This window comes from Actinoplanes sp. NPDC049316, assembly GCF_040677315.1.
Lineage (GTDB): Bacteria > Actinomycetota > Actinomycetes > Mycobacteriales > Micromonosporaceae > Actinoplanes.
Window position 1 is genome coordinate 122,070 of sequence record NZ_JBFAQM010000013.1, and the last position, 19,662, is coordinate 141,731.

Below are 19,662 nucleotides of genomic sequence, written 5' to 3' on the forward strand. Positions count from 1 at the left end.
CATGCTGGTCTTCGCCACCTCCGACAAGGGCGGTACGGGCCGGTCGGTCACCAGCAGCAACGTGCTCTACCGGTACGCGCTGCAGGGCCAGGACGGTTGCTACCTGGACTTCGACTTCGGCTCCCCGACCTCCGGCGCGATCTTCGACCTGCCGGGGGCGCTGGCAGGAGTGCCGGGCGGCGGCCTGCACTCGTACCTGCTCGGGTCCTCGCCGCAGGCGCAGGCGCTGGACGTGTGGACGGAATCGGAACGCGGATCCCTGCGCGGCCGGCCGGCGGGCGCGGGCCGGCTCGTGCTCTACCCGGGCGACGTCGGCGGCGGCGAGTTCCCGTCCAGCCCTGAGATCGTCGAACGGTGCATCACGCTGTTCCAACGCCTCGACGAGGAGTTCGACCTCTGCGTCGTCGATCTGAGCGCCGGCCGCTCGTACGCGACGGAAATCGTGCTGGCCGCCACCGCCTCGCCGCGGCTGGCCCACGTGGCCCGGCGCTGGCTGGTCTTCCACCGCTGGACCCGGCAGCACATCATCGCGGCGGGCGGCCTCGTCCACGGCGATCGCGGCATCCTGGCGGCCGGGCGTTCGCACGGCCACGATCCGCAGCAGCTACGCGACTCCATCCGGTTCGTCCGCACTGCCGTGCTGGACCTCAAGTCGTCCGAGATGGAGGGTCTGCGGCCGGAGCAGGCGACGTGGCTGGAGCTCTGCGACCGGCGGCTGCAGGAGCTGGCGAGCCGGCACCGGGTGGGTCGTACGTCGATGCTGGGTCAGATCCCGCTGGACCCGGTGCTGCAGTGGCAGGAGCAGCTGCTGTCCAACAACGACGTCTGGCTGCACCGTACGGCCAACGAGGCGACCGTGACGGCCTTCGAGAACCTCGCCAAGCAGATCATGAACGACGCGGCGTGGGAGGGCCTGTGACGTCGGTGGAGGGCGTGTTCACCGAGGCGACGGCCGTTCCCAAGGTGCGCTCGGTCAAGCTGTCGCACCTGTCGATCGAGCTCGGTCACCTCTACATGGACGACTTCAAGGCGGGCCGGGACCGGCTGGTGGACACCTTCCGCAGCGTCCGGCCCTGGGCCGCGACCGCCGCGGAGGCCTGCGGCAGCTCGGTACGCGGCCGCCCTCGAATCAGCACCTGCTTCCTCATCGACGACTACTTCACCCGGTTCAGTACGCCGGCCGAGGTCATTCCGGCTCTGCTCAGCGCCGCCGAGGAGACGGGCCTTCAGATCGACTACATCGCCCGTGAGTCCGCCTGCGCGCAGGCCGACGGCGTAGACCTGGCCCGGCTGGTGCAGCAACGGCTGGTCGAGGAGCCGCCGGTGGGCAGCAACGGGAGTCGGCCGTCGAGCGACGTGAGCGGCTGGTTGTGCAACGGCGAGCGCTCGCCGTCGGAGCGGCCGGCGGAGGCGATGGCCGCGCCGGAGCAGTGGCGGCCGCCGCGGCAGAGCGCCTTCCGCAACCACTCGATCTTCATCGACGTGGAGCTGTGGCGCGACGAGCCCGGGGGCCGGCTGTGGTCGTGCCCCTTCCTCGCCGCGGTGTGGCAGTTGCAGCGGCTGGGCCTGCTGCGCCACCACGGGGAGCCGGTCGGCGAGCCCCGCCCGATGACGGTCGCGGAGCTGCCGGCGGAGTGGGATGCGCTGCCGCCGGTGGTGCAGCTCAATCCCGGCGCCGCGGCGTTCCACGCGTACCGCACCTTCTCCGCGCTGGGGTCCCGGTTCCTCGGCGTCGAGGTCGCCGTCCGGACCATCCTCAGTCAGGTCTCGGTGGACGCCGCCGTCGCCGCCCAGGTCGCCACCCGCGCCGCCGGGGAGGGCTTCCCGCTCCCGGACGAGGTCGTCGAGCGGGTCGGCTACGCCTTCCTTTGAGCCGGCTCGCCGGGGTCGCCGGGCTCCCTGGCGGCTCCCCACAGGGCCTCGAAGACCCGGACGCGGTCGCGGACGCGCTGTTCCCGGAGCACGAGTTGGGTCTCGGCTACGGCGGGCCGGTCGGTGTCGGTGACTGCGGCGGCCGGCGTGGTCTCGTAACTGATCACCACATCGAAGATGATGAAGTCCAGCACCTGCACCTTCAGCGGCGCCGGGATGCGGCTGCGCTCGAGCACCCGGACCTTGATGCCGACCTTGCGCTGCTCGGCGCAGGCCCACTCGATGTCCGCGTCGTCGTCCGGCTCGAGGATGAAGATGCGGCGGACGGCGACCTCCCGCTCCACCGCCTGCCGCTGCGCCTCCATGTACCGCTGCCCGATCTCGCTGTACCACAGCCCGCGGTCGACGCTCGCCAGGCTGATCGCGTCGATCGAGCGGATGGCGTACGTCGTGAGCCCCAGCAGCCAGTCCCGGTCCTCCCCGTAGTAGGTGACCGTGCCGCCCTCGGCTAGCTGCTTGAGGCACTCGGACATGTCCTGAAGCTCGGCCTGCACGAACCGGTAGACGATGGACGGCGAGTGCGGCGTGATCTTCGTCGAGTGCCGGACCAGCCCTTCCACGAGCCCGTCCGGCAGCTTGGAGGCCTCGATGAGCCGGAACAGCTCGGTGGCGTCGTCGATCTTGGAGAAGGCCTCGCCGACGAGGTGTTCCATCCGCTTCTGCCCGGCCCGGGAGAGCGCCTCGACGACGGCCAGCCGGCGTTCGAAGTCGACGAGGAAGCGCACCATCAGCGCAATGCCGCCGATGAGGATCGACAGGGTCACGCTGGTGACCACCGGCTGCTCCAGCGCGTTGGTGATGAGGAACGTCAGCACCCCGGACGCAGCCGTGTAGAAGATCTTCCGGGAGACGGTGGACGGCGCGACCACCACCTCGCCCGTGGGCTTGCCGTCGGTCATCTCGCGTCCGCCTGCGCGGCCAGGGCGGTCACGGCCCCGACCGAGAGCTGGTCGCGGATGCGGCGGACCAGGGTCTCCCATTGCCGGGTGAACCCGGGGCGTTTCTCCAAGGCCTGCCAGATCCCGGACAGATCACCGGTGAGCCGGGTGCCCGGCATCCACAGGTGCAACAGGTAGTCGATCGCGGGCACCAACCGGTGGATGGCGGTCCGGCGGTCGGTGACGCCCAGGCCGCTCTTGCGTACCAGGTCGATGAGGACGCTGAGCAGCCAGTCGTGCACGGCGATGTCCTCGCACAGGGCTGCGACCTCCGCGACGGGCAGGCGGGGGGCGCGCAGGCGTAACGTCCGCAGCCCGCGCGGCTCGACCCGGAACTCGACCTCCGCGGGCGCGGACGGGTCGGCAGTCCACGCCGCCCAGCGCAGCCGAGTGCGCGCTGCCTTGACCGGCGAGCCGCGGACGAGCGAGTCGGACTGCTGGAGGCGGTCGACGACCCGGGCGGCGATCGCGCCCAGGTCGAGGGTGCCGCGGTCGCCGCCGCCGAGGAACGCCAGGGCGGCCTCCGGACCGGGCGTACGGCCGACGGCCTCCAGCGTGCCGGGCTGCGCGAGGTAGTGCGACCACGGGAGTCTGTGCGTACGGTCCGTCGAGGCGATCTGCGCGTGCGCCGAGCCCTGCACGACATGCCCACCGGTGAGCGTGGCACGTGCCGTCACGGCGCCGATGACCCGCGGGGAGCGGCCCGAGGCGGCCGGCAGGTCGCAGTCCACGCCGGTGAGCACGGGTGGCGACTGCACGAACGGCATCGGCCGCTCCGAGACGAGCACGGACTGACCCGGCACGAGCTCAAGCAGGCGCGCGGCCTGATCGGTCTCCAATGGGCTGCGGGTCTGCAACAGGCCGGTTTCCACCTCGCCCAGGATCACCATCGTTCTCCCCACCCCGTGGACGGGCTCATTCCAACGCATGAGCACGAAAACCGCAACGGTACGTGTTGGGCGCATAAGCCATGCGTCACTTCGGAACAACCCCCGCGCGTCCGGTCTTCGGATGCCGACCATTCACGTCTTTCACTGTCCTTCGACCTGTCAACCGCCGATAGCGTGCAGATCATGGCGACAGTCCGACCTGATGCGCTGATCATCGGGGCCGGCGTCTCCGGGCTGACGACGGCCGTCCGCCTCGCCGAGCGCGGCCTGACCGTCCACATCGTCTCGAAGGAGCTGACCGCCTGCACCACGTCTGCCAACGCCGGCGCGATCTGGGATCCGATCTACGCGACACACGAGGCCGTGCCGCGCTGGAGCGCCGAGACGTACGAGGTGCTCTCCGAGTTGGCCGGCGCGCCGGGCACAGGCGTACGGATGGTCAGCGGCGTCGAGGCGTCCCGCACGGTGATCCCCGCACCGGCCTGGGCCCGGCAGCTGCCCGGGTTCCGGGAATGCCGGGCGGACGAATTGCGCGAGCCGTTCGTGAGCGGGTGGCGCTACACGGCACCCATCGTCGACATGCCCGTCTACCTCGACCACCTGCTGCGCCGCCTGACCTCGATGGGGGTCACGCTCGCCGAAGGCGCGGTGTCGAGCCTCGACGAGGTCACCGGTCTTGCGGACGTCGTGGTGAACTGCACCGGCATCGGCGCCCGGGAGCTGCTCGGCGATCAGTCGGTGACCCCTGTGCGGGGCCAGCTGGTGGCGATGACCAATCCTGGGATCACGGAGTTCTTCGCCGAGCACACGGCCGAGTTGACCGAGGAGCCGGACATCACGTACATCCTTCCGCAGGGCCCGGATGTCGTGCTGCTGGGCGGCAGCGCCGAGGACCGCGTCGACTCGCTCATCCTGGACAAGACGGTTGCGGACGGCATCGTCGAACGGTGCGTGGCGGTGGAGCCCGCTCTGGCCGGCGCCGAGGTGCTGGGCCACCGGATCGGGCTGCGGCCGCACCGCGAGCCCGTCCGGGTCGAGCGGGAGGAGCGCGACGGCGCCACCGTGGTCCACAACTACGGCCACGGCGGCGCCGGCGTCAGCTTGTCCTGGGGTTGCGCGAGCGACGTCGCGAGGCTCGTCGCCGCGCCGTGACGGCCGGCTACGGCAGCGCCGGCGCCACCTGGACCTGGAAGATCGGCAGCTTGCCCAGCTTGCGGTACGCCCGCAGCGACTCCGGGGTCGCGTCCACCGACGAGTCGCGGCCCTCCTGGTTGTGCGGGGTGTCGAAGTGGACCATCGCTCGGATGCCCGGGAAGCGGCCGATCTGCCGGCCCACCTCGCGGTAGAACTCCGCCTTGTGGCCGGGGTTCTTCTTCGACGACCACACGCCCCATTCCGCCACCATCAGCGGCTTGCCGGGGTGGTTCTCGACCGCCCAGTTGTAGAAGCCGGGCCAGGTCGGGCGAGCCGACGACTGCCGGTTCAACAGCTCGGCGAAGTCGCCGTGGCCGTAGCCCGGATCGCTGTACGCGTACGTGTCGAAGCCGATCCAGTCCACGACGTCGTCGCCGGGGTACATGTCCGAGAACCACTTCTGGCTCGTGTGCGGGACGTACGCCATGTGCACCAGGACGGTCACGAGGTTGTCGACGCCGTGGGCGCGCAGCCGCTTCACGACGTAGCGGTACATGGCCGAGTAGTCCTTGGCCGTGTAGCCCGAACCCTTCTTCTCCTTGACGTTGTCCTCGGCCTCGTGGTGGACCGTGAAGAAGAACTGCTCCGGGAAGTCGCTCTTGATGTGGGCGGCGAGCCGGTCGAGGAACTTGTCGGTGGCCTTGTCGCCCTTGGCGATCTTCGCCCAGGAGGCGCCGCGCGGCTTCCAGTTGAGGAACAGGATGCGTTCGCGGCCCGGCTCGCGCGCGATCGCGATCTCCTCCTTCGTCGGGAAGAGCTGCGTGTTGCCGCGGTGGTACGCGTGGTAGATGTCCTGGTGCCGCTCCGTCTTCTCCTCGAAGCGGACCAGCGCCTGCTTGCCGCGGGTGTCCGTGAACGCCCCCGGCGCCACCCCCCAGAGGATGCCGCAGGTCGGGACGAGCTTCTTGCCCGTACGGCAGGGACCGCCGGCCGGTGCCGCGAGGGCGGGCGCACGTGTCGTGGTGGCCGTCGCCGAGGGAGCGCCCGGCGTCGACGGTGCCGCGGAGGCCGAGCCGGTGGGCATCGCGCCGCCGGGGAGCATCGGTACGCCGGGTTCCGCGACGGCCGGCGGCTCGGGGCGCGAGCCGGGTGCCGTCGACGCGGCCGGTCCCGGCAGGACGACCGGGCCGGGCCCGTACGGGAGGCCGATCTGGTCCACCCCGCCGGTCCAGGCCCACGAGAGCGTGGCCCCGGCCGAGATGGTGAAGACCGTGGTGATGGCGGCGATGTGCAGGAGCCGGCTGCGGTGCGAACGACGACGACGTGTCACGATCGCCCAGTATTCGACCTAAAGTCCCATTTGTCGACTACCCGACTGGGTTATCTGTGGCGATCAGGTAGACAAGCCACCCGGCTCGACCCCGTGGAGTCCGGCTGCGAAACTGTCCTCCAAGTCACTGCAGGGGGAGTCTTAGGTGAACGACGGTTCTGTGCTGCCCGAGGACGTGTTGCGTGACGCGCCGTCGTACACGCCGCGCGCACACGAACTGGCCGACCTCGAACTGCTGCTGTCGGGGGCGTACGCGCCGCTGACCGGCTTCCTGGGCCGGGCCGACCTGCAGGCGCTGCGCCGGCGCGGCCGCCTCGCCGACGGGACGGCGTGGCCGGTCGCGGTCACGCTGGAGATCCCGGCCGAGATGGCCGCCGCGCTCGACCTCGACGATCCGCTGCATCGGACGGTCGTGCTCACCGACCCCGAGGGTGCGCCCGTCGCGGCCATCGAGGTGAGCGACGCGTGGCCCACCACCGACGGCCTGTCCGCCGTCGGTGGCCCGGTGCGCCGGATGGGCGACGGCGGGCACGGGCCGTTCCAACGCCTGCGGCGTACCCCGGAAGAAGTGAAGGCCTTGCTGCCGCCCGGCCGCGTCCTGGGCGTGATCGCCGACCGGCCGCTGCACCGCCCGCAGCTCGCGCAGATCGCGCACGCCGCCCGCACGCTCGCCGCCCACCTGCTGATCTTCATCCCGGTGACCGGCCCCGGCCCCGACGGCCTGCCCCCGGAGGCGCTGGTCCGGTCGGTCTTCGCGGCGCGCGACCGGATGCCCCCGGCGACGATCGTCGCGGTGCCGCTGCTGCCCCGCGGCGACGAGATGCGCGACGCGCTGCTGCGGGCCCGGGTGGCCGCCGCCTACGGCGTGACCCACGTGCTGTCCACCGGGGACATGCTCTCCGGCGGCGGCCTGCGGGTGCTCGTTCCCCGGGAGCTCGCGTACGACAACCGCGACGGCCAGTGGCGCTGGCGCGACGACATCCCGCCCCGCAACCGGCGCCTCGCGATGTCCGTTGCCGAGATCAACGACCTGCTCGACCGCGGCTTCCCGCTGCCGGAGTGGCACACCCCGCCGGCCGTCGCCAAGGAGCTGGCCCGGGTCAGGCCGCCGCGCCGGCACCGCGGGCTCGTCGTGTTCTTCACCGGCTTCTCCGGCTCCGGCAAGTCCACGGTGGCCCGCGGGCTGGCCGACACGCTGCGCGAGAGCGGCGAGCGGACCATCACCTTCCTCGACGGTGACGTGGTGCGCCGCGAGCTCTCCGCCGGCCTGGGCTTCAGCCGCGCCGACCGGGACCGCAACGTCCGGCGGATCGGCTGGGTGGCGGCCGAGGTGGCGCGGCACCACGGCATGGCGATCGCGTGCCCGATCGCGCCGTACGCGAACGCCCGTGCCGCCGTCCGGCAGATGGCCACCGAGGCCGGGGCCGGTTTCATCCTCGTGCACGTCGCGACCCCGCTGGAGGTGTGCGAGCAGCGCGACCGCAAGGGCCTGTACGCGCGCGCCCGCGCGGGCCAGCTGCGCGGCATGACCGGCGTCGACGACCCGTACGAGGTACCCACCGACGCCGAGCTGGTGCTCGACACGACGGACATGTCGGTGCCGGAGGCGGTCGATCTGGTCCTGGCGTACCTGGTGAACAGCGGCTGGGTGGAGCCCGAGATGAAGTAACAGGTCGCGGCGGAGTAGTTACGCATCGGCGCACGGGCCGTTTACCCCTCGGGGGCGAGCCCCATGCCGTCATCCTCTACTCCGCCTGCGAAAGGGCCGCCGTACCGATGGAACCAACCCGCCCGGTGTCCGCCGACCTCTCGCACTATGTGGGCGTGTTCCGCCGGCATTGGTGGGTGGTGCTCGCCACGACCGCGGCCGGGGTCGGGATCGGCGCCGCGGTGACGCAGGCGCTGCCGCGGGTCTACGAGTCGTCCACGTCCGTGCTCGTGCAGGCCGTGGACCAGGACACGAACGTGTCCGGCGGCCGCACCAAGGGCGCGATCAACCTGGACACCGAGGCCCAGCTGGTGCCCTCCGGCGCGGTGGCCGCCAAGGCCGCGGCGCTGCTGCGCTCCCCCGTCTCGCCGATCGAGCTGGCGCACGACGTGTCGGTCGAGGTGCCCGCCAACACCACGGTGCTGGTCATCAGCTTCGAGGCGGACAACCCGAAGGACGCCCAGGCCGGGTCGCACGCGTTCGCGGAGGCGTACCTGCGCAACCGCGAGGAGGCCGCCCGCTCGGTGCTGGACCAGAAGATCAAGACGCTGAATCTCAAGGTCAAGCAGCTCACCACGAACCTGACCAGCATCAACAGCCGGCTCGCCAAGGCGCCCAGCGGGAGCTCGGACCGCAGCAACCTGGAGAGCCTGCGCAGCAACTCGCAGAACCAGCTGAACAACCTGACCGGCAAGCTCAACGAGCTGACCACGGCCACCGTCGACGCGGGCAGCATCATCAGCGACGCCCGCGAGCCGGAGGAGCCGACCAGCCCGAACGCGCTGCTCAACATCGCCGCGGGCGCGATGCTCGGCCTGCTCGCCGGGCTCGCGCTGGCGTTCATGCGGGAGCGCTTCGACCGGCGCCTGCGTACCGCTGCGGATGTGCGCGACCGGGGCCGCATCCCGGTGCTCGCCGCGCTGGACGAGCGGACCACGCCGCACTTCGACGACGTGCTGCAGCCGTACGGGCCGGGCGGGCGCGTCTTCAACCGGCTGCGCAACGAGATCCTGGCCAGCCTCAGCCCCGGCGACCAGATCATCGTCGTCACGGGCGCCAGCCGGGGCTCGTCGACCACGCTGGTCGCCGCCAACCTGGCCGCGGCGCTCGCGCGTACGGGCAGTGACGTGGTCCTGGTCGGCGCGCACCTGCCGGACAGCGTCGTGGACGCCGCGCCGCTGGCCCGGATGCTCGGTGTCTCGGCGATGCCGGGCCTGTCGGACCTGCTGGCCGGCCGGATCGGGCTGGAACGGGCGATGCAGCGCACCCCGCGGATCCCGTCGCTGCGGGTGATCACGACCGGCGGCGCCGCGACCGCGGCCGGGCTGATGCAGTCGCAGCGGCTGCGTGACACGCTGGACGCGCTGCGCCGCCAGACCGGGTACGTCGTCATCGAGGCCCCGTCGACCAGCAGCAGCGCGGACGCGCAGAGCCTGGCCAGCCTCGCCGACGCCGCGATCCTGGCGGTCGAGCTGCGCCGGGCCAAGCGGCCCGCGCTGCTGGACGCGGCCGAGCAGCTGAGCCGGGTCGGCACGCCGCTGCTGGGCGCCGTGGTGCTGCCCCACCTCACCGGGATGCCGCGCAGCGCCGCACAGGACAACCTCCCGGCGGTGGCGCTCAGCGCGCAGAAGCCGGACGAGACGGCCGTGCTCGACACCGACCGCACCCAGCCGATGCGGATCCCGACCGGCCCGCCGGCCCGCCCGCCGCGCCAGGGTGACGGCAGCGAGGAGGTCACCGCGGTGATCGACCTGACCACCGCGGCCAAGCCGGCCGGCCCGAAGCCCGCCACGAGCGCCGAGAAGCCGGACGAGAAGTGACCCTGGTCGTCCCCCGCACGCAGCGGGCGGCGCACAGCGCGGCAGCGGAACGACCCACCTGGCTCCCGGCCTGGCCGGTGGCGGGCATCCTGGCCCTCTACCCGCTGTGGTGGGCGCTCGGCCTCGGCGTGCTGATCTTCCCGATCATGGCCGCGCCGATGCTGGTGCTGCTGGTCCGGCGGCGCGCCGCCGGCCGGCCGCTGCGGCTGCCGCCCGGCTTCGGCTGGTGGGCGCTGTTCCTGGCCGCGGTCGTGATCAGCATCGCGGCGCTGGGCGCCGACCCGACCGGCACGGTGGTCGAGACGGCGACGGACCGGCTGGCCGCGGTGATCTACCGGCTCGTCATGTACGCGTCGCTGACCATCCTGCTCGTCTACACCGGCAACCTCACCGAGGGCGAGCTGCCCCGGCGCCGCCTGGTCAAGCTGCTCGGCTGGCTGTTCGTGGTGACCGTGGCGGGCGGGCTGCTGGGCATCCTCGCCGGCCGGTTCGAGTTCACCTCGCCCGTGGAGTGGCTGCTGCCGAGCGGCATCCGGGGCAAGGGCTTCGTGCAGTCGCTGGTGCATCCGTACGCGGCCCAGATCATGGACCTGGTCGGCGGCGAGAAGCCCCGGCCCGCCGCGCCGTGGGGCTACACGAACACCTGGGGCAACAACTTCTGCCTGCTCATGGGGTGGCTCGTGGTGGCCGCCTGGGCGACGCGCAGCGCCGGTAACAAGATCCTCGCCGTGCTCTGCCTGGCGGTCGCGGTGATCCCCGCGGTGGTCTCGCTCAACCGCGGCCTGTGGATCGGCATCGCGGTCGTCGTCGTCTACGTCGCCGCGCGGTACGTGCTGATGGGCCGGCTCTGGATCATCGCGGCGGTCGGGCTGGCCGGCATCGGCCTGGTCGTGGCGCTGGTCGCCACGCCGCTCGGCGACGTGGTCAGCGCCCGGCTCGACAACGGCAAGTCGAACGGCGTCCGCTCGTTCCTCGTGGAGCGCGCGATGGACGGCTTCGTCGACTCGCCGGTCATCGGGTACGGCTCCACCCGCAACACGATCGGCGGCCGCAACTCCATCACGGTCGGCGAGAGCGCGGGCTGCGAGCGCTGCGGCAACTTCACCGTCGGCGGCAACGGCCAGTTCTGGCAGCTGATGTACGCCCACGGCGCCGTCGGCACGGTCGCGTACCTCGGCTTCTTCGGCTACGGCCTGTGGCGCTTCCGGCGGGACCGTACGCCGATCGGCATCGCGGCCGGCGCCGCCATCGTCAGCTCGTTCACGGCGATGCTCTGGTACAACGCGATCCCCACCCCCTTGGCGTTCATGTTCCTGGCCTACGCGCTGCTGTGGCGCAACCAACTCGAGGGGGATGCTGATGCCCGTTAAGACCGCGCCGGCGGAGCTGACCGCCGGCGACTCGGCGCTGCGTACGCAGTATCTGGCCGAGGTGCTCGAGCTGCTCTACCCGGCCCCCTGCACCACCGAGGACCGGCGCGGCGAGGCGATCGCCGAATACCTGGTCGTCCCGGACGCGCGCCGGCCCCGGCTGCTGGTGCCGACCACGTCACGCCGGGTCGCCGCGGCCGCCGTACGCCGCTACGCCGAACCGCAGTCCCGCGCCGCCCGCCTCAAGCGGGACGCCGTCGTGGCCGCCCTGCGCACGGGCGCGTCCGGCGTGCTGCTGCGCGACCGGATCCGGGTCACCGGCCCGGCGGCGGAGAGCATCGACGGCTACCTGCGCGAGGCGCTCGGCCGCGACCTGTCGGTGAGCATCCACATCGGACCGGCGCGCGCCAACCGCAAGCCGGTACTGCAGCTCATCAGCCCGGAGGGCGAAACCTTCGGGTTCGGCAAGATGGGCACCGGGCCGCTGACCCAGCGACTGGTCAAGGCCGAGACCGCCGCGCTGACCGCGCTCGGCACCGTGGGCCTGAGCAAGCTGACCGTTCCGCGCGTGCTGCACGCCGGGCAGTGGCGAGGCTCGCAGGTGCTCATCCAGTCGGCGCTGCCGGTGTGGCTGCCGCGCGCGCCGCTCACCCCGCGCCGGCTCACCGCCGCCATGCTCGACATCGCCGGGTGCTGCGGCTACACGAGCGGGACGCTGACGGGCAGCGCGTACTGGGCCGAGCTGCGCGGGCGCCTCACCGCGGTGGCGGACCGGCCGGAGGGCGTCGCGCTCGCGTCGGCGGCCGAGCTGCTCGCGGCGCACGCCGGTCACACCACCCTGCGGTACGGCGCCTGGCACGGCGACTGGGCCCCGTGGAACATGGCGAACCTCGCGGACGCCCTGCTGGTGTGGGACTGGGAACGGTTCACCAAGGGCGTGCCGACCGGCTTCGACGCCGTCCACCACGAGCTGCAGCGCCGCATCCAGGCCTCCGGCGACGCCGCGGGCGCGGTGGAGGCGACCGTACGCCGCGCCGGCGAGCTCCTCCAGCCGTTCGGGGTCGCCCCGGAGGCGCGGGAGCTGACCGCGCTGCTGTACCTGGTCGACCTGGCCGTGCGCTATCTGACCGACCGGCAGGCCGAAGCCGGCGCGCGCCTGGGCGTGCTCGGCACGTGGCTGCTGCCCGTACTGATCCGAAGGGTCGAGCAACTCTGATGGACGTTCGCAAAGTTCCCGCGCCGGTCAAGCGCGTCGTGCACCTCGGGTCGCGGTCGTACGGCCGGCTCACCGCGCCCAGCCGGATGACACCCTCGTTCCTCATCTGCGGCGGCCAGCGCTGCGGCACCACGTCGCTGTACCGGGCGCTGTCGCAGCACCCGGCAGTGCTCAAGGCCGTGCTGCACAAGGGCGTGCACTACTTCGACGTCTCGTACGAGCGCGGGATGTCCTGGTACAAGGGCCACTTCCCGACGCAGCGCCAGGCCGACAAGGTGTACGAGCGTCACGGCGTGCCGGCGCAGACGTTCGAGTCGAGCCCGTACTACATGTACCACCCGCAGGCGGCCGCCCGGATCGCCGCGGACCTGCCCGGGGCCAAGCTGCTGGTGCTGGTCCGCGACCCGGTGGAGCGCGCGTACTCGCAGCACCACCACGAGGTGGCGCGGGACTTCGAACCGGAGCACGACTTCGGCAACGCGCTCGCGCTCGAACCGGCGCGGCTGCACCGCCAGGAGGACATGCTCGCGGCGGACCCGAAGTACTACTCGTTCGCCCATCAGCACCACGCGTACCGGGCCCGCGGCGAGTACGCCCGCTACCTGAGCGTCATGGCCCAGCACGTGGGCCGCGAACGCATCCACGTGGTGGAGAGCGAGCGGTTCTTCAGCCAGCCCGAAGAGGTGTACGACGAGGTCTGCGGGTTCCTCGGGCTGCCGGTCGACGTGGGGCACCCGGAGTTCGAGCGGCACAACGCGCGGCCACGACAGTCCGACATGGACCCGGGCATCCGCCGCGAGCTCACCAACCACTACGCCCCGCACGACGACGCGCTGATCACGTGGCTGGGCCGCGTACCCATCTGGCGCCAGGCGTGACGGCCACTCTCGAGGCCCCCGCCGCTTCCAAGACCCGGGGGGTCGCCCGCGGGGGTCTCGCCAACATGGTGGGGTCCGCCTTGGCCGGCGGCACCGGCGTCGTGGTCACCTGGGTGGTCGCGCGCGCCCTCGGCGCCGAGCAGGCCGGCGCGTTCTTCGCGGCGACCGCGGCGTTCGTGCTGGCCGGCGGCCTGGCGAAGCTCGGCACCCAGACCGGCCTGGTGTACTGGCCGGCGCGGCTGCGCGCCACCGGCCGCGACCACCTGCTCGGCGCATGCCTGCGTACGGGTCTGACCCCGGTGTTCGTGCTCGCGGTCGTCCTGGCCGCCGCCATGTGGTTCGCCGCGCCCGCGATCGCCGGCCTGACCGCGGCCGACTCGCCGCACGTACGCCACGAGCACATCGCCGGGCTGCGGGTGCTGGCGCTGTTCCTTCCGTTGCAGGCGATGACCGACGCCCTGCTGACCGCCACCCGCGGGTACCGGGCCATGCGGCCCACCGTCACCCTCGACCGCGTCCTGCGCAGCACGCTGCAGTTGCTGTGCATCGGCGCGGCGGGGGCGGCGGCGATGTGGACCAGCGCCTCGCTGCCCGCGTTCGCGCTCGCGTGGGCGGCGCCGTACCTGCCGGTCACGGTCCTGGCCGCGCTCGCTCTGCGCAAGATCTACCTGGCCGGCAAGCCGGAGCGGTTCCGGACCCGGCGCAGCGAACGCCTGGATCTGCGGCGGGACTTCTGGCGCTTCACCGGCCCCCGGGCGCTGGCCAGCGTCGCGCAGCTCGCGCTGCAGCGGGTGGACGTGCTGCTCGTGGCGGCGCTGGGCGGCCTGGTCCCGGCCGCCGTGTACGCGGTCGCCGGCCGCTTCGTGGTGCTCATCCAGTTCGCCAACCAGGGCATCTCCCAGTCCGTGCAGCCCCGCCTCGCCGAGGCCCTGGCCGTCGGGGACCGCGCGCAGGCGAATCACCTCTACCGGACCGCGACCGGCTGGCTGGTGCTGGTGACCTGGCCGATCAACCTGCTGGTGATCCTGTTCGCGCCGCTCTACCTGCGCCTGTTCGGCGAGTCGTACGTGGCCGGCACGCCCGTCGTCGTGGTGCTCGCCTGCGCGATGCTCGTCGCCACCGGCTGCGGCATGGTCGACATGGTGCTCGCCATGGCCGGGCGTACCTCGTGGAACCTCTACAACGTCCTGGTCGCCCTGGTCGTGACGGTCGGTCTCGACGTGCTGCTCATCCCCCGGTACGGCGCGCTCGGGGCGGCGATCGGGCTGGCCTGCGCCATGGTCGCCAACAACCTGCTGCCGCTCGTCCAGGTGGGCCGGATGGCACGGCTGCACCCGTTCGGCCGGGGGACGCTGACCGCCGGCGCGCTGTCCGTGGCGTGCTTCGGCGTGCTCCCCCGGGCCGTGACCGTGCTGACGGGGACCGGCACGACCGGCCTGGTGGCGGCGACCGCCGTGGCCGTGCCCGCTTTCGCCGCGGGCGCGTGGTTGCTGCGCCGCCCGCTCGCGCTCGACGCCTTCAAGCCTCGCAAGCTCATGTCAAGGAGGACCCGTTGACCACCGAATACACCAAGGTGTTCCAGGACGCCGACGCCGTCGCCAAGTACGAGCACGTCACGTACGCGCCGGACAGCTACGCCTCGCAGATCAACGAACGGCAGCAGGCGTACCTGCGCAAGCTCGTGCAGCGTGAGTTCGGGGCGAAGCAGCCCGTGCAGCACGACTTCGCCTGCGGGACGGGCCGGGCGATCCGGACGCTGCACGGGCTGGTCCGGGAGGCCCACGGCTACGACACGTCGGCCGAGATGATGGCGAAGGCCGCGGAGGTCGGGTCGCGGGCGCAGTGGCACCAGATCCCCGCGGACGGCCCGGTGCCGAACCCGGTACCGGCCGGCCACCCGGCGATCGTCACGATGTTCCGGCTGCTGCTCAATGTGGACGACACGGTCCGGGAGCGAGCGATCGCCTTCGCGGCCAAGGCGCTGCCGACGCGGGATGCGGGCGTGCTGGTGGTGGAGAACCACGGCAACGCGGGCTCGCTGCGCCACCTGCGGGCGCGCCGGCACTCCGGGCAGCGCTGGTTCGCCGAACTGTCGCACGCCGACGTCGAGGCGCTGCTGGCCCGGCACGACTTCGAGATCGTCGAGCGGCGGGGCTTCTCGATGCTGACCGAGTCGCTGAACAAGAACCCGCTCGCCCGGGCGGCGGACGCGGCGGCCCGGGCCCTGCCCGGCACCGACGGCTTCGCCGTGAACGTCGTCTACACGGCGCGCCGGAAGAAGTAGCCGTCGTGCGTCGCCCTGTCGCCCTGCTGGGCGTCGTCGCGCTCGTGCTCGCCGGCTGCACCTCGCACCGGCGGGCCGAGCCCGAGCCGACGCCGTCACCCGATCTGACCAGCCCGCCGGTCGCCGTCGCGGTGAATCCGGGACCGTTCGAGGCGGGGCCCTTCGAGGCGCCACCGGCGGGCGCGTACCTCGGCGCCTGGATCAAGCCGGACGAGCTGACCCACGTGGGCCGCATCGAGGCGGTCGACGGCCTGGAGCAGGACATCGGTCGGCCGCTGGACATCGTCAACACGTACCGCCGGTTCGAGCAGATGGTCGGCACCGAGTCCGACGCCGAGCTGCTGGACCAGGGCGCGACGCTGATGGTGAGCTGGGCGACGGGCGACAATCGCTCGATCACCGCAGGCGAGCACGACCGGCTGATCCGCCAGCAGGCCAAGGCGATCCGCAAGGTGAAGAAGCCGCTGCTGCTGCGGGTGCGCTGGGAGATGGACCGGCCCAACCTGCGAGCCACCATGTGGTCCGGCGAGGACTACATCGCCGCGTACAAGCACATCCGCGGCATCTTCGCGCAGGAGCGGGTGAAGAACGTCTCGTGGGTGTGGTGTCCCACCGCGGAGGGCTTCATCCGCGGCGACGCCCCCGCGTTCTACCCCGGCGACGACCAGGTCGACTGGACCTGCGTCGACGTGTACGCCGGCAACGCGTTCCAGCCGATCGGGCAGCTGATGGGCCCGTTCCTCACATGGGCGGCGCAGCGGCCGAAGCCGATCATCATCGGCGAGTTCGGCGTGGCCAAGGCGTGGGGCTCGGCCGGCCGGGCCGCGTGGCTGCAGGACGCGCAGCGCACGTTCAAGGTGAACCCGCAGATCAAGGCGGTGGTCTACTTCGAGTCCGACCCGGAGGGCAACGGGCCGAAGCAGCAGTTCCAGCTCGCCGGCGACCGGCCGGCGTTCAAGGCGTTCACCCGGCTGACGAAGGACCCGTACTTCAACCCGCGGTGACCGGCTCCAGGAACTCGAGGCGGTTGCCGTGCTCGTCGAACGAATAGAGCCGCCGGTGGCCGGGGAAGTCCGGATCCCAGTCCACCGGCCGTCCCGCGTCGCGCAGCACGGCGGCCAGGGCGTCGAGGTCGTCGACGAGGACGCCCGGGTGCGCCTTGCGCGCGGGCACGAACTCCTTCTCGACGCCGAGGTGCAGCTCCCAGCCGCCGCCGCGGAACCAGCAGCCGCCGCGATGCCGTAAGGACTCCGGCTTCTCCAGCTCGGTCATGCCGAGGACGCCGCCGTAGAAGGCACGGGCGACGTCCTCGCCACCGGGCGGGATGGCCAGCAGGACATGGTGAAGACGCTCGAACGCGAAGGCCATGCCGACAGCCTAACCCAAACCGTACGTCCGTCTTGTTAGCGTCGGCGGGCCTGGGCCAGCAGGCGCAGCGCGTACGGGGCGTCGTGCTTGAGGTAGCGGCCCGCGAGCCGCCGGGGCTCGGTGCCGAGCCGGTGCGCCCACTCGAGGCCCGTACGCTGCATCCACCGTGGCGCCCGGTCCACGTCGCCGGCGACGAAGTTCACCGCCGCCCCGCACCCGATGAACCAGGCACGCGGCATGAGCGCGCGCAGCCGCGTGATGACGGCCTCCTGCTTGGGAAAGCCCAGCCCGACGTAAACCATGTCCGGTTCGGCGCCGGCGACCTTGGCGCAGAAGTCCGCGTACGTCTGCTCGTCCTGCTCGAAGCCGAAGTCCGGGCACAGCGTGCCGGCGACGCGGAGCCCGGCACACTCGGCGGCGAGCCGATCCGCGGCGCGGGTGGCACCGTCCTTGACCCCGTCGGCGGCCGGCGAGCCCCCGACCACGAAGACCGACCGGCCGTCGTGCCCGAGCCCGCGCGACAGCGACCAGACCAGGCTGCTCCCCGCGACCCGCTCGGGCAGCGGGGTGCCGCTCAGCCGGCTGGCCCAGACCAGCGGCATGCCGTCGGCGACGATCAGGTCCGCGTCGGCGAGGTACCCGCGCACCTCCGGATCGCCCTGCGCCTGCCGCATGATGTCGATGTTCGGGGTGAGGATCCGGCCCCCGCGCCCGGCCGCGATCGCCTCGCGGACCAGCGCGACCACCTCCCCCTCGGTGATCGGGTCGAACCCCGTCCCGTCGAGATGGACGCGGTCGAAAGCCTCGATGGACATCGCGCCTCCTTCCAGCTCGTTCGCTCGTTATAGGAGCGAAACGAGCGAAGGTGGGCAGAAGTGGCACGCGTTGTATATCTGGGCGGATTAGGGCGAAGCGGAACGACACTCGTCGAGCGCCTGCTCGGTCAGCTGCCCTCGGTGTGCGCGCTCGGCGAGATCGTCCACCTCTGGCAGCGCGACATCCGGGACAACGAGCGGTGCGGCTGCGGCGCACGGTTCGCGGCCTGCACGTTCTGGCGGCGGGTCGGGGAACGGGCGTACGGCGGCTGGCACAACGTCGACGTCGACCGCATCCACGCCCTGCGCGACACGGTGGAACGCACCCGCTTCATCCCCCGCCTCGCCGCCGCGAGCCTTCCGGCGGCCCAGCTCGCCGACGTCCGCGAGTACGCCGGCTTCTACGCCCGCGTGTACGCCGCCGCCGCCGAGGTCTCCGGCGCCGAGGTGGTCGTCGACTCCTCGAAGCACAGCGCGCTCGCCCACGTGCTGCGCTGGGCGGAGGACGTGGACCTGCGGGTGGTGCACGTGGTGCGGGACGCCCGCGGGGTCGCGTACTCGTGGACCAAGACGATCTCCCGGCCGGAGACCGACGGCAGCGACGAGATGACCCGCTACTCCCCCGGCCGCTCGGCCCTGCTGTGGAACGCGCACAACGCGGCCTTCGGCCTGCTGGCCCGCCGCGGCGTGCCGGTGCGGCGGATCCGCTACGAGCAGTTCCTCACCGACCCGCGCGGCGCGCTGCGGGAACTCGCCGACTACGCCGGCGTCCCGGTCGGCGACGCCGACCTCGGCTTCCTCGGCGACGGGTACGCGGACCTCGGCGTGGGCCACAGCGCCGCCGGCAACCCCATGCGGTTCACGGTCGGCCGGCTGCCGCTGCGCCGCGACGACGCCTGGGTGCGCTCGCTCCCCAGCAACCAGCGGCGGCTCGTCGGCGCGGTGTGCGCGCCGATGCTGCGCGCGTACGGCTACCCGCTCAACCCCGCAGAAGCACCCCAGGAGGCGTGATGAACTGGCCGTCCGTCGGCGTCGTGATCCCCACCCGCAACCGACCCGAGCTGGTCCGCAAGGCGATCGCCTCGGTACGCGGCCAGCGCTACCCCGGCGAGGTCAAGGTCGTGGTCGTGTACGACCAGACCGAGCCCGACTACCTGCTCGCCTCCACCGAGGGCGTCCAGGTCCTCGTGCTGACGAACTGGCGTACCTCCGGGCTGGCCGGCGCGCGCAACACCGGCATCCTGTCGCTGGACACCGAGCTCGTGGCGTTCTGCGACGACGACGACCGCTGGGCCCCCGACAAGCTGCGCCGCCAGGTCGCCGCGCTGGTGGCCGAGCCCGATGCCGAGTTCGCCACCTGTGCGATCGAGGTGGAGTACGAGGGCAAATGCACGCCACGGCTGGCCGGACGCAGCCGGGTCACGGTCGACGAGCTGGCCCGCTCCCGGATGGCGATGCTGCACTCCTCGTCGTTCCTGGTCCGCCGGGAGGCGCTGCACGAGGACGCGATCGGGCTGGTGGCCGAGGATGCGCCCGGCAGCCAGAACGAGGACTGGGACCTGCTGCTGCGGGCGGCCCGGCGCTCCCCGATCGTGCACCTGGACGAGCCGCTGGTGCGGGTGCTGTGGGGCCGGACCTCGCACTATGCGTACGAATACGCCACGAAGATCTCCTCGCTGCGCTGGATGATGCAACGTCATCCGGAGATCAGCGGCTGCCGGCCCGGCGCGGCCCGCGTGTACGGCCAGCTCGCCTGCTGGTCCGCGGCCACCGGCAACCGGTCGCAGGCCTGGCAGTTCAGCAAGGAGGCGGTACGCGCGAACTGGAAGGAACCGCGTACGGCGATCGCGCTCGCGGCCATGACCGGCGCGGTGAAGGTCGAGAATGTGCTCTCCGCCCTGCACAAACGCGGACGAGGTATCTAACACACTCTTTTGCGCACACCCGATCGGCGGGTAGTGTTCGCACGTGTTCGAAAT

Annotated in this window: 18 protein-coding genes; 13 read left to right on the forward strand and 5 right to left on the reverse strand. The window is 72.2% G+C overall.

Features of this window, described 5'->3' with window-relative positions:
* Position 1: 1 nt before the first annotated feature.
* On the forward strand, positions 2-919 hold the full coding sequence (locus tag AB0K03_RS21090; RefSeq protein ID WP_364687341.1) for an SCO2523 family variant P-loop protein: 918 nt from the start codon (positions 2-4) through the stop codon (positions 917-919).
* Complete coding sequence (locus tag AB0K03_RS21095) at positions 916-1,872, forward strand: SCO2522 family protein (protein ID WP_364687343.1); 957 nt, start codon at positions 916-918, stop codon at positions 1,870-1,872. Before AB0K03_RS21090 ends, AB0K03_RS21095 begins: the two co-directional genes overlap by 4 nt.
* Here AB0K03_RS21095 and AB0K03_RS21100 read toward each other — a convergent pair.
* Both AB0K03_RS21100 and AB0K03_RS21105 read right to left on the reverse strand, forming a co-directional pair.
* Positions 1,857-2,831 carry a hypothetical protein gene (locus AB0K03_RS21100; protein ID WP_364687345.1) on the reverse strand — a complete coding sequence of 325 codons (975 nt, stop codon included), beginning with the start codon at positions 2,829-2,831 and terminating at the stop codon, positions 1,857-1,859. The two genes, AB0K03_RS21095 and AB0K03_RS21100, sit on opposite strands and share 16 nt — an antisense overlap.
* On the reverse strand, positions 2,828-3,760 hold the full coding sequence (locus AB0K03_RS21105; RefSeq protein ID WP_364687347.1) for an SCO2521 family protein: 933 nt from the start codon (positions 3,758-3,760) through the stop codon (positions 2,828-2,830). The genes AB0K03_RS21100 and AB0K03_RS21105 overlap by 4 nt, the downstream gene beginning before the upstream one ends.
* Before the next feature lie 183 nt (positions 3,761-3,943).
* Between AB0K03_RS21105 and AB0K03_RS21110 the strand changes: the two genes are divergently transcribed.
* Positions 3,944-4,912, forward strand: a complete 969-nt coding sequence (locus AB0K03_RS21110; protein WP_364687349.1) for an FAD-dependent oxidoreductase — start codon at positions 3,944-3,946, stop codon at positions 4,910-4,912.
* A 7-nt stretch (positions 4,913-4,919) separates the two neighbouring features.
* Here AB0K03_RS21110 and AB0K03_RS21115 read toward each other — a convergent pair whose 3' ends face one another.
* Positions 4,920-6,224 carry a glycosyl hydrolase gene (locus AB0K03_RS21115; protein WP_364687351.1) on the reverse strand — a complete coding sequence of 435 codons (1,305 nt, stop codon included), beginning with the start codon at positions 6,222-6,224 and terminating at the stop codon, positions 4,920-4,922.
* A 145-nt stretch (positions 6,225-6,369) separates the two neighbouring features.
* Between AB0K03_RS21115 and cysC the strand changes: the two genes are divergently transcribed.
* From cysC to AB0K03_RS21155, 8 genes are all read left to right on the forward strand, one after another.
* Positions 6,370-7,893: an adenylyl-sulfate kinase gene (gene cysC, locus AB0K03_RS21120; RefSeq protein WP_364687353.1), complete on the forward strand. Its 1,524-nt coding sequence runs from the start codon at positions 6,370-6,372 to the stop codon at positions 7,891-7,893.
* A 107-nt stretch (positions 7,894-8,000) separates the two neighbouring features.
* On the forward strand, positions 8,001-9,752 hold the full coding sequence (locus tag AB0K03_RS21125) for a Wzz/FepE/Etk N-terminal domain-containing protein (protein ID WP_364687355.1): 1,752 nt from the start codon (positions 8,001-8,003) through the stop codon (positions 9,750-9,752).
* The gene (locus AB0K03_RS21130) at positions 9,749-11,122 is read left to right on the forward strand and encodes a hypothetical protein (RefSeq protein ID WP_364687357.1); all 1,374 of its coding nucleotides are present in this window, start codon (positions 9,749-9,751) and stop codon (positions 11,120-11,122) included. The genes AB0K03_RS21125 and AB0K03_RS21130 overlap by 4 nt, the downstream gene beginning before the upstream one ends.
* Complete coding sequence (locus tag AB0K03_RS21135; RefSeq protein WP_364687359.1) at positions 11,112-12,338, forward strand: hypothetical protein; 1,227 nt, start codon at positions 11,112-11,114, stop codon at positions 12,336-12,338. The genes AB0K03_RS21130 and AB0K03_RS21135 overlap by 11 nt, the downstream gene beginning before the upstream one ends.
* Positions 12,338-13,216: a sulfotransferase gene (locus tag AB0K03_RS21140; RefSeq protein WP_364687361.1), complete on the forward strand. Its 879-nt coding sequence runs from the start codon at positions 12,338-12,340 to the stop codon at positions 13,214-13,216. Before AB0K03_RS21135 ends, AB0K03_RS21140 begins: the two co-directional genes overlap by 1 nt.
* Positions 13,213-14,772, forward strand: coding sequence for a polysaccharide biosynthesis C-terminal domain-containing protein (locus AB0K03_RS21145; RefSeq protein WP_364687363.1), 1,560 nt, complete (start codon positions 13,213-13,215; stop codon positions 14,770-14,772). The genes AB0K03_RS21140 and AB0K03_RS21145 overlap by 4 nt, the downstream gene beginning before the upstream one ends.
* Positions 14,769-15,500, forward strand: a complete 732-nt coding sequence (locus AB0K03_RS21150; RefSeq protein WP_364687365.1) for a methyltransferase domain-containing protein — start codon at positions 14,769-14,771, stop codon at positions 15,498-15,500. Before AB0K03_RS21145 ends, AB0K03_RS21150 begins: the two co-directional genes overlap by 4 nt.
* Before the next feature lie 5 nt (positions 15,501-15,505).
* Entirely contained in the window at positions 15,506-16,504 is a 999-nt protein-coding gene (locus AB0K03_RS21155) for a glycosyl hydrolase (protein WP_364687367.1), read from the forward strand.
* Here the strand turns inward: AB0K03_RS21155 and AB0K03_RS21160 are convergent.
* Complete coding sequence (locus tag AB0K03_RS21160; RefSeq protein WP_364687369.1) at positions 16,491-16,868, reverse strand: VOC family protein; 378 nt, start codon at positions 16,866-16,868, stop codon at positions 16,491-16,493. The two genes, AB0K03_RS21155 and AB0K03_RS21160, sit on opposite strands and share 14 nt — an antisense overlap.
* 35 nt (positions 16,869-16,903) lie before the next feature.
* Positions 16,904-17,683 (reverse strand): WecB/TagA/CpsF family glycosyltransferase, encoded by a 780-nt coding sequence (locus AB0K03_RS21165; RefSeq protein WP_364687371.1) that lies wholly within the window; start codon positions 17,681-17,683, stop codon positions 16,904-16,906.
* A gap of 60 nt (positions 17,684-17,743) precedes the next feature.
* Here AB0K03_RS21165 and AB0K03_RS21170 point away from each other — a divergent pair, with 60 nt between their 5' ends.
* Positions 17,744-18,694, forward strand: a complete 951-nt coding sequence (locus AB0K03_RS21170; protein ID WP_364687373.1) for a sulfotransferase — start codon at positions 17,744-17,746, stop codon at positions 18,692-18,694.
* Positions 18,694-19,608, forward strand: a complete 915-nt coding sequence (locus tag AB0K03_RS21175; RefSeq protein ID WP_364687375.1) for a glycosyltransferase family A protein — start codon at positions 18,694-18,696, stop codon at positions 19,606-19,608. Before AB0K03_RS21170 ends, AB0K03_RS21175 begins: the two co-directional genes overlap by 1 nt.
* Positions 19,609-19,662 lie beyond the last annotated feature (54 nt).

What these genes read in the sequence shown, in the direction of transcription:
- AB0K03_RS21140 (WP_364687361.1), top strand. Translation starts at nt 12,338, where the DNA reads ATGGACGTTCGCAAAGTTCCCGCGCCGGTCAAGCGCGTCGTGCACCTC.
- AB0K03_RS21110 (WP_364687349.1), top strand. Translation starts at nt 3,944, where the DNA reads ATGGCGACAGTCCGACCTGATGCGCTGATCATCGGGGCCGGCGTCTCC.
- AB0K03_RS21125 (WP_364687355.1), top strand. Translation starts at nt 8,001, where the DNA reads ATGGAACCAACCCGCCCGGTGTCCGCCGACCTCTCGCACTATGTGGGC.
- AB0K03_RS21135 (WP_364687359.1), top strand. Translation starts at nt 11,112, where the DNA reads ATGCCCGTTAAGACCGCGCCGGCGGAGCTGACCGCCGGCGACTCGGCG.
- AB0K03_RS21175 (WP_364687375.1), top strand. Translation starts at nt 18,694, where the DNA reads ATGAACTGGCCGTCCGTCGGCGTCGTGATCCCCACCCGCAACCGACCC.
- AB0K03_RS21090 (WP_364687341.1), top strand. Translation starts at nt 2, where the DNA reads ATGCTGGTCTTCGCCACCTCCGACAAGGGCGGTACGGGCCGGTCGGTC.
- AB0K03_RS21105 (WP_364687347.1), bottom strand. Translation starts at nt 3,760, where the DNA reads ATGGTGATCCTGGGCGAGGTGGAAACCGGCCTGTTGCAGACCCGCAGC.
- AB0K03_RS21160 (WP_364687369.1), bottom strand. Translation starts at nt 16,868, where the DNA reads ATGGCCTTCGCGTTCGAGCGTCTTCACCATGTCCTGCTGGCCATCCCG.
- AB0K03_RS21100 (WP_364687345.1), bottom strand. Translation starts at nt 2,831, where the DNA reads ATGACCGACGGCAAGCCCACGGGCGAGGTGGTGGTCGCGCCGTCCACC.
- AB0K03_RS21165 (WP_364687371.1), bottom strand. Translation starts at nt 17,683, where the DNA reads ATGTCCATCGAGGCTTTCGACCGCGTCCATCTCGACGGGACGGGGTTC.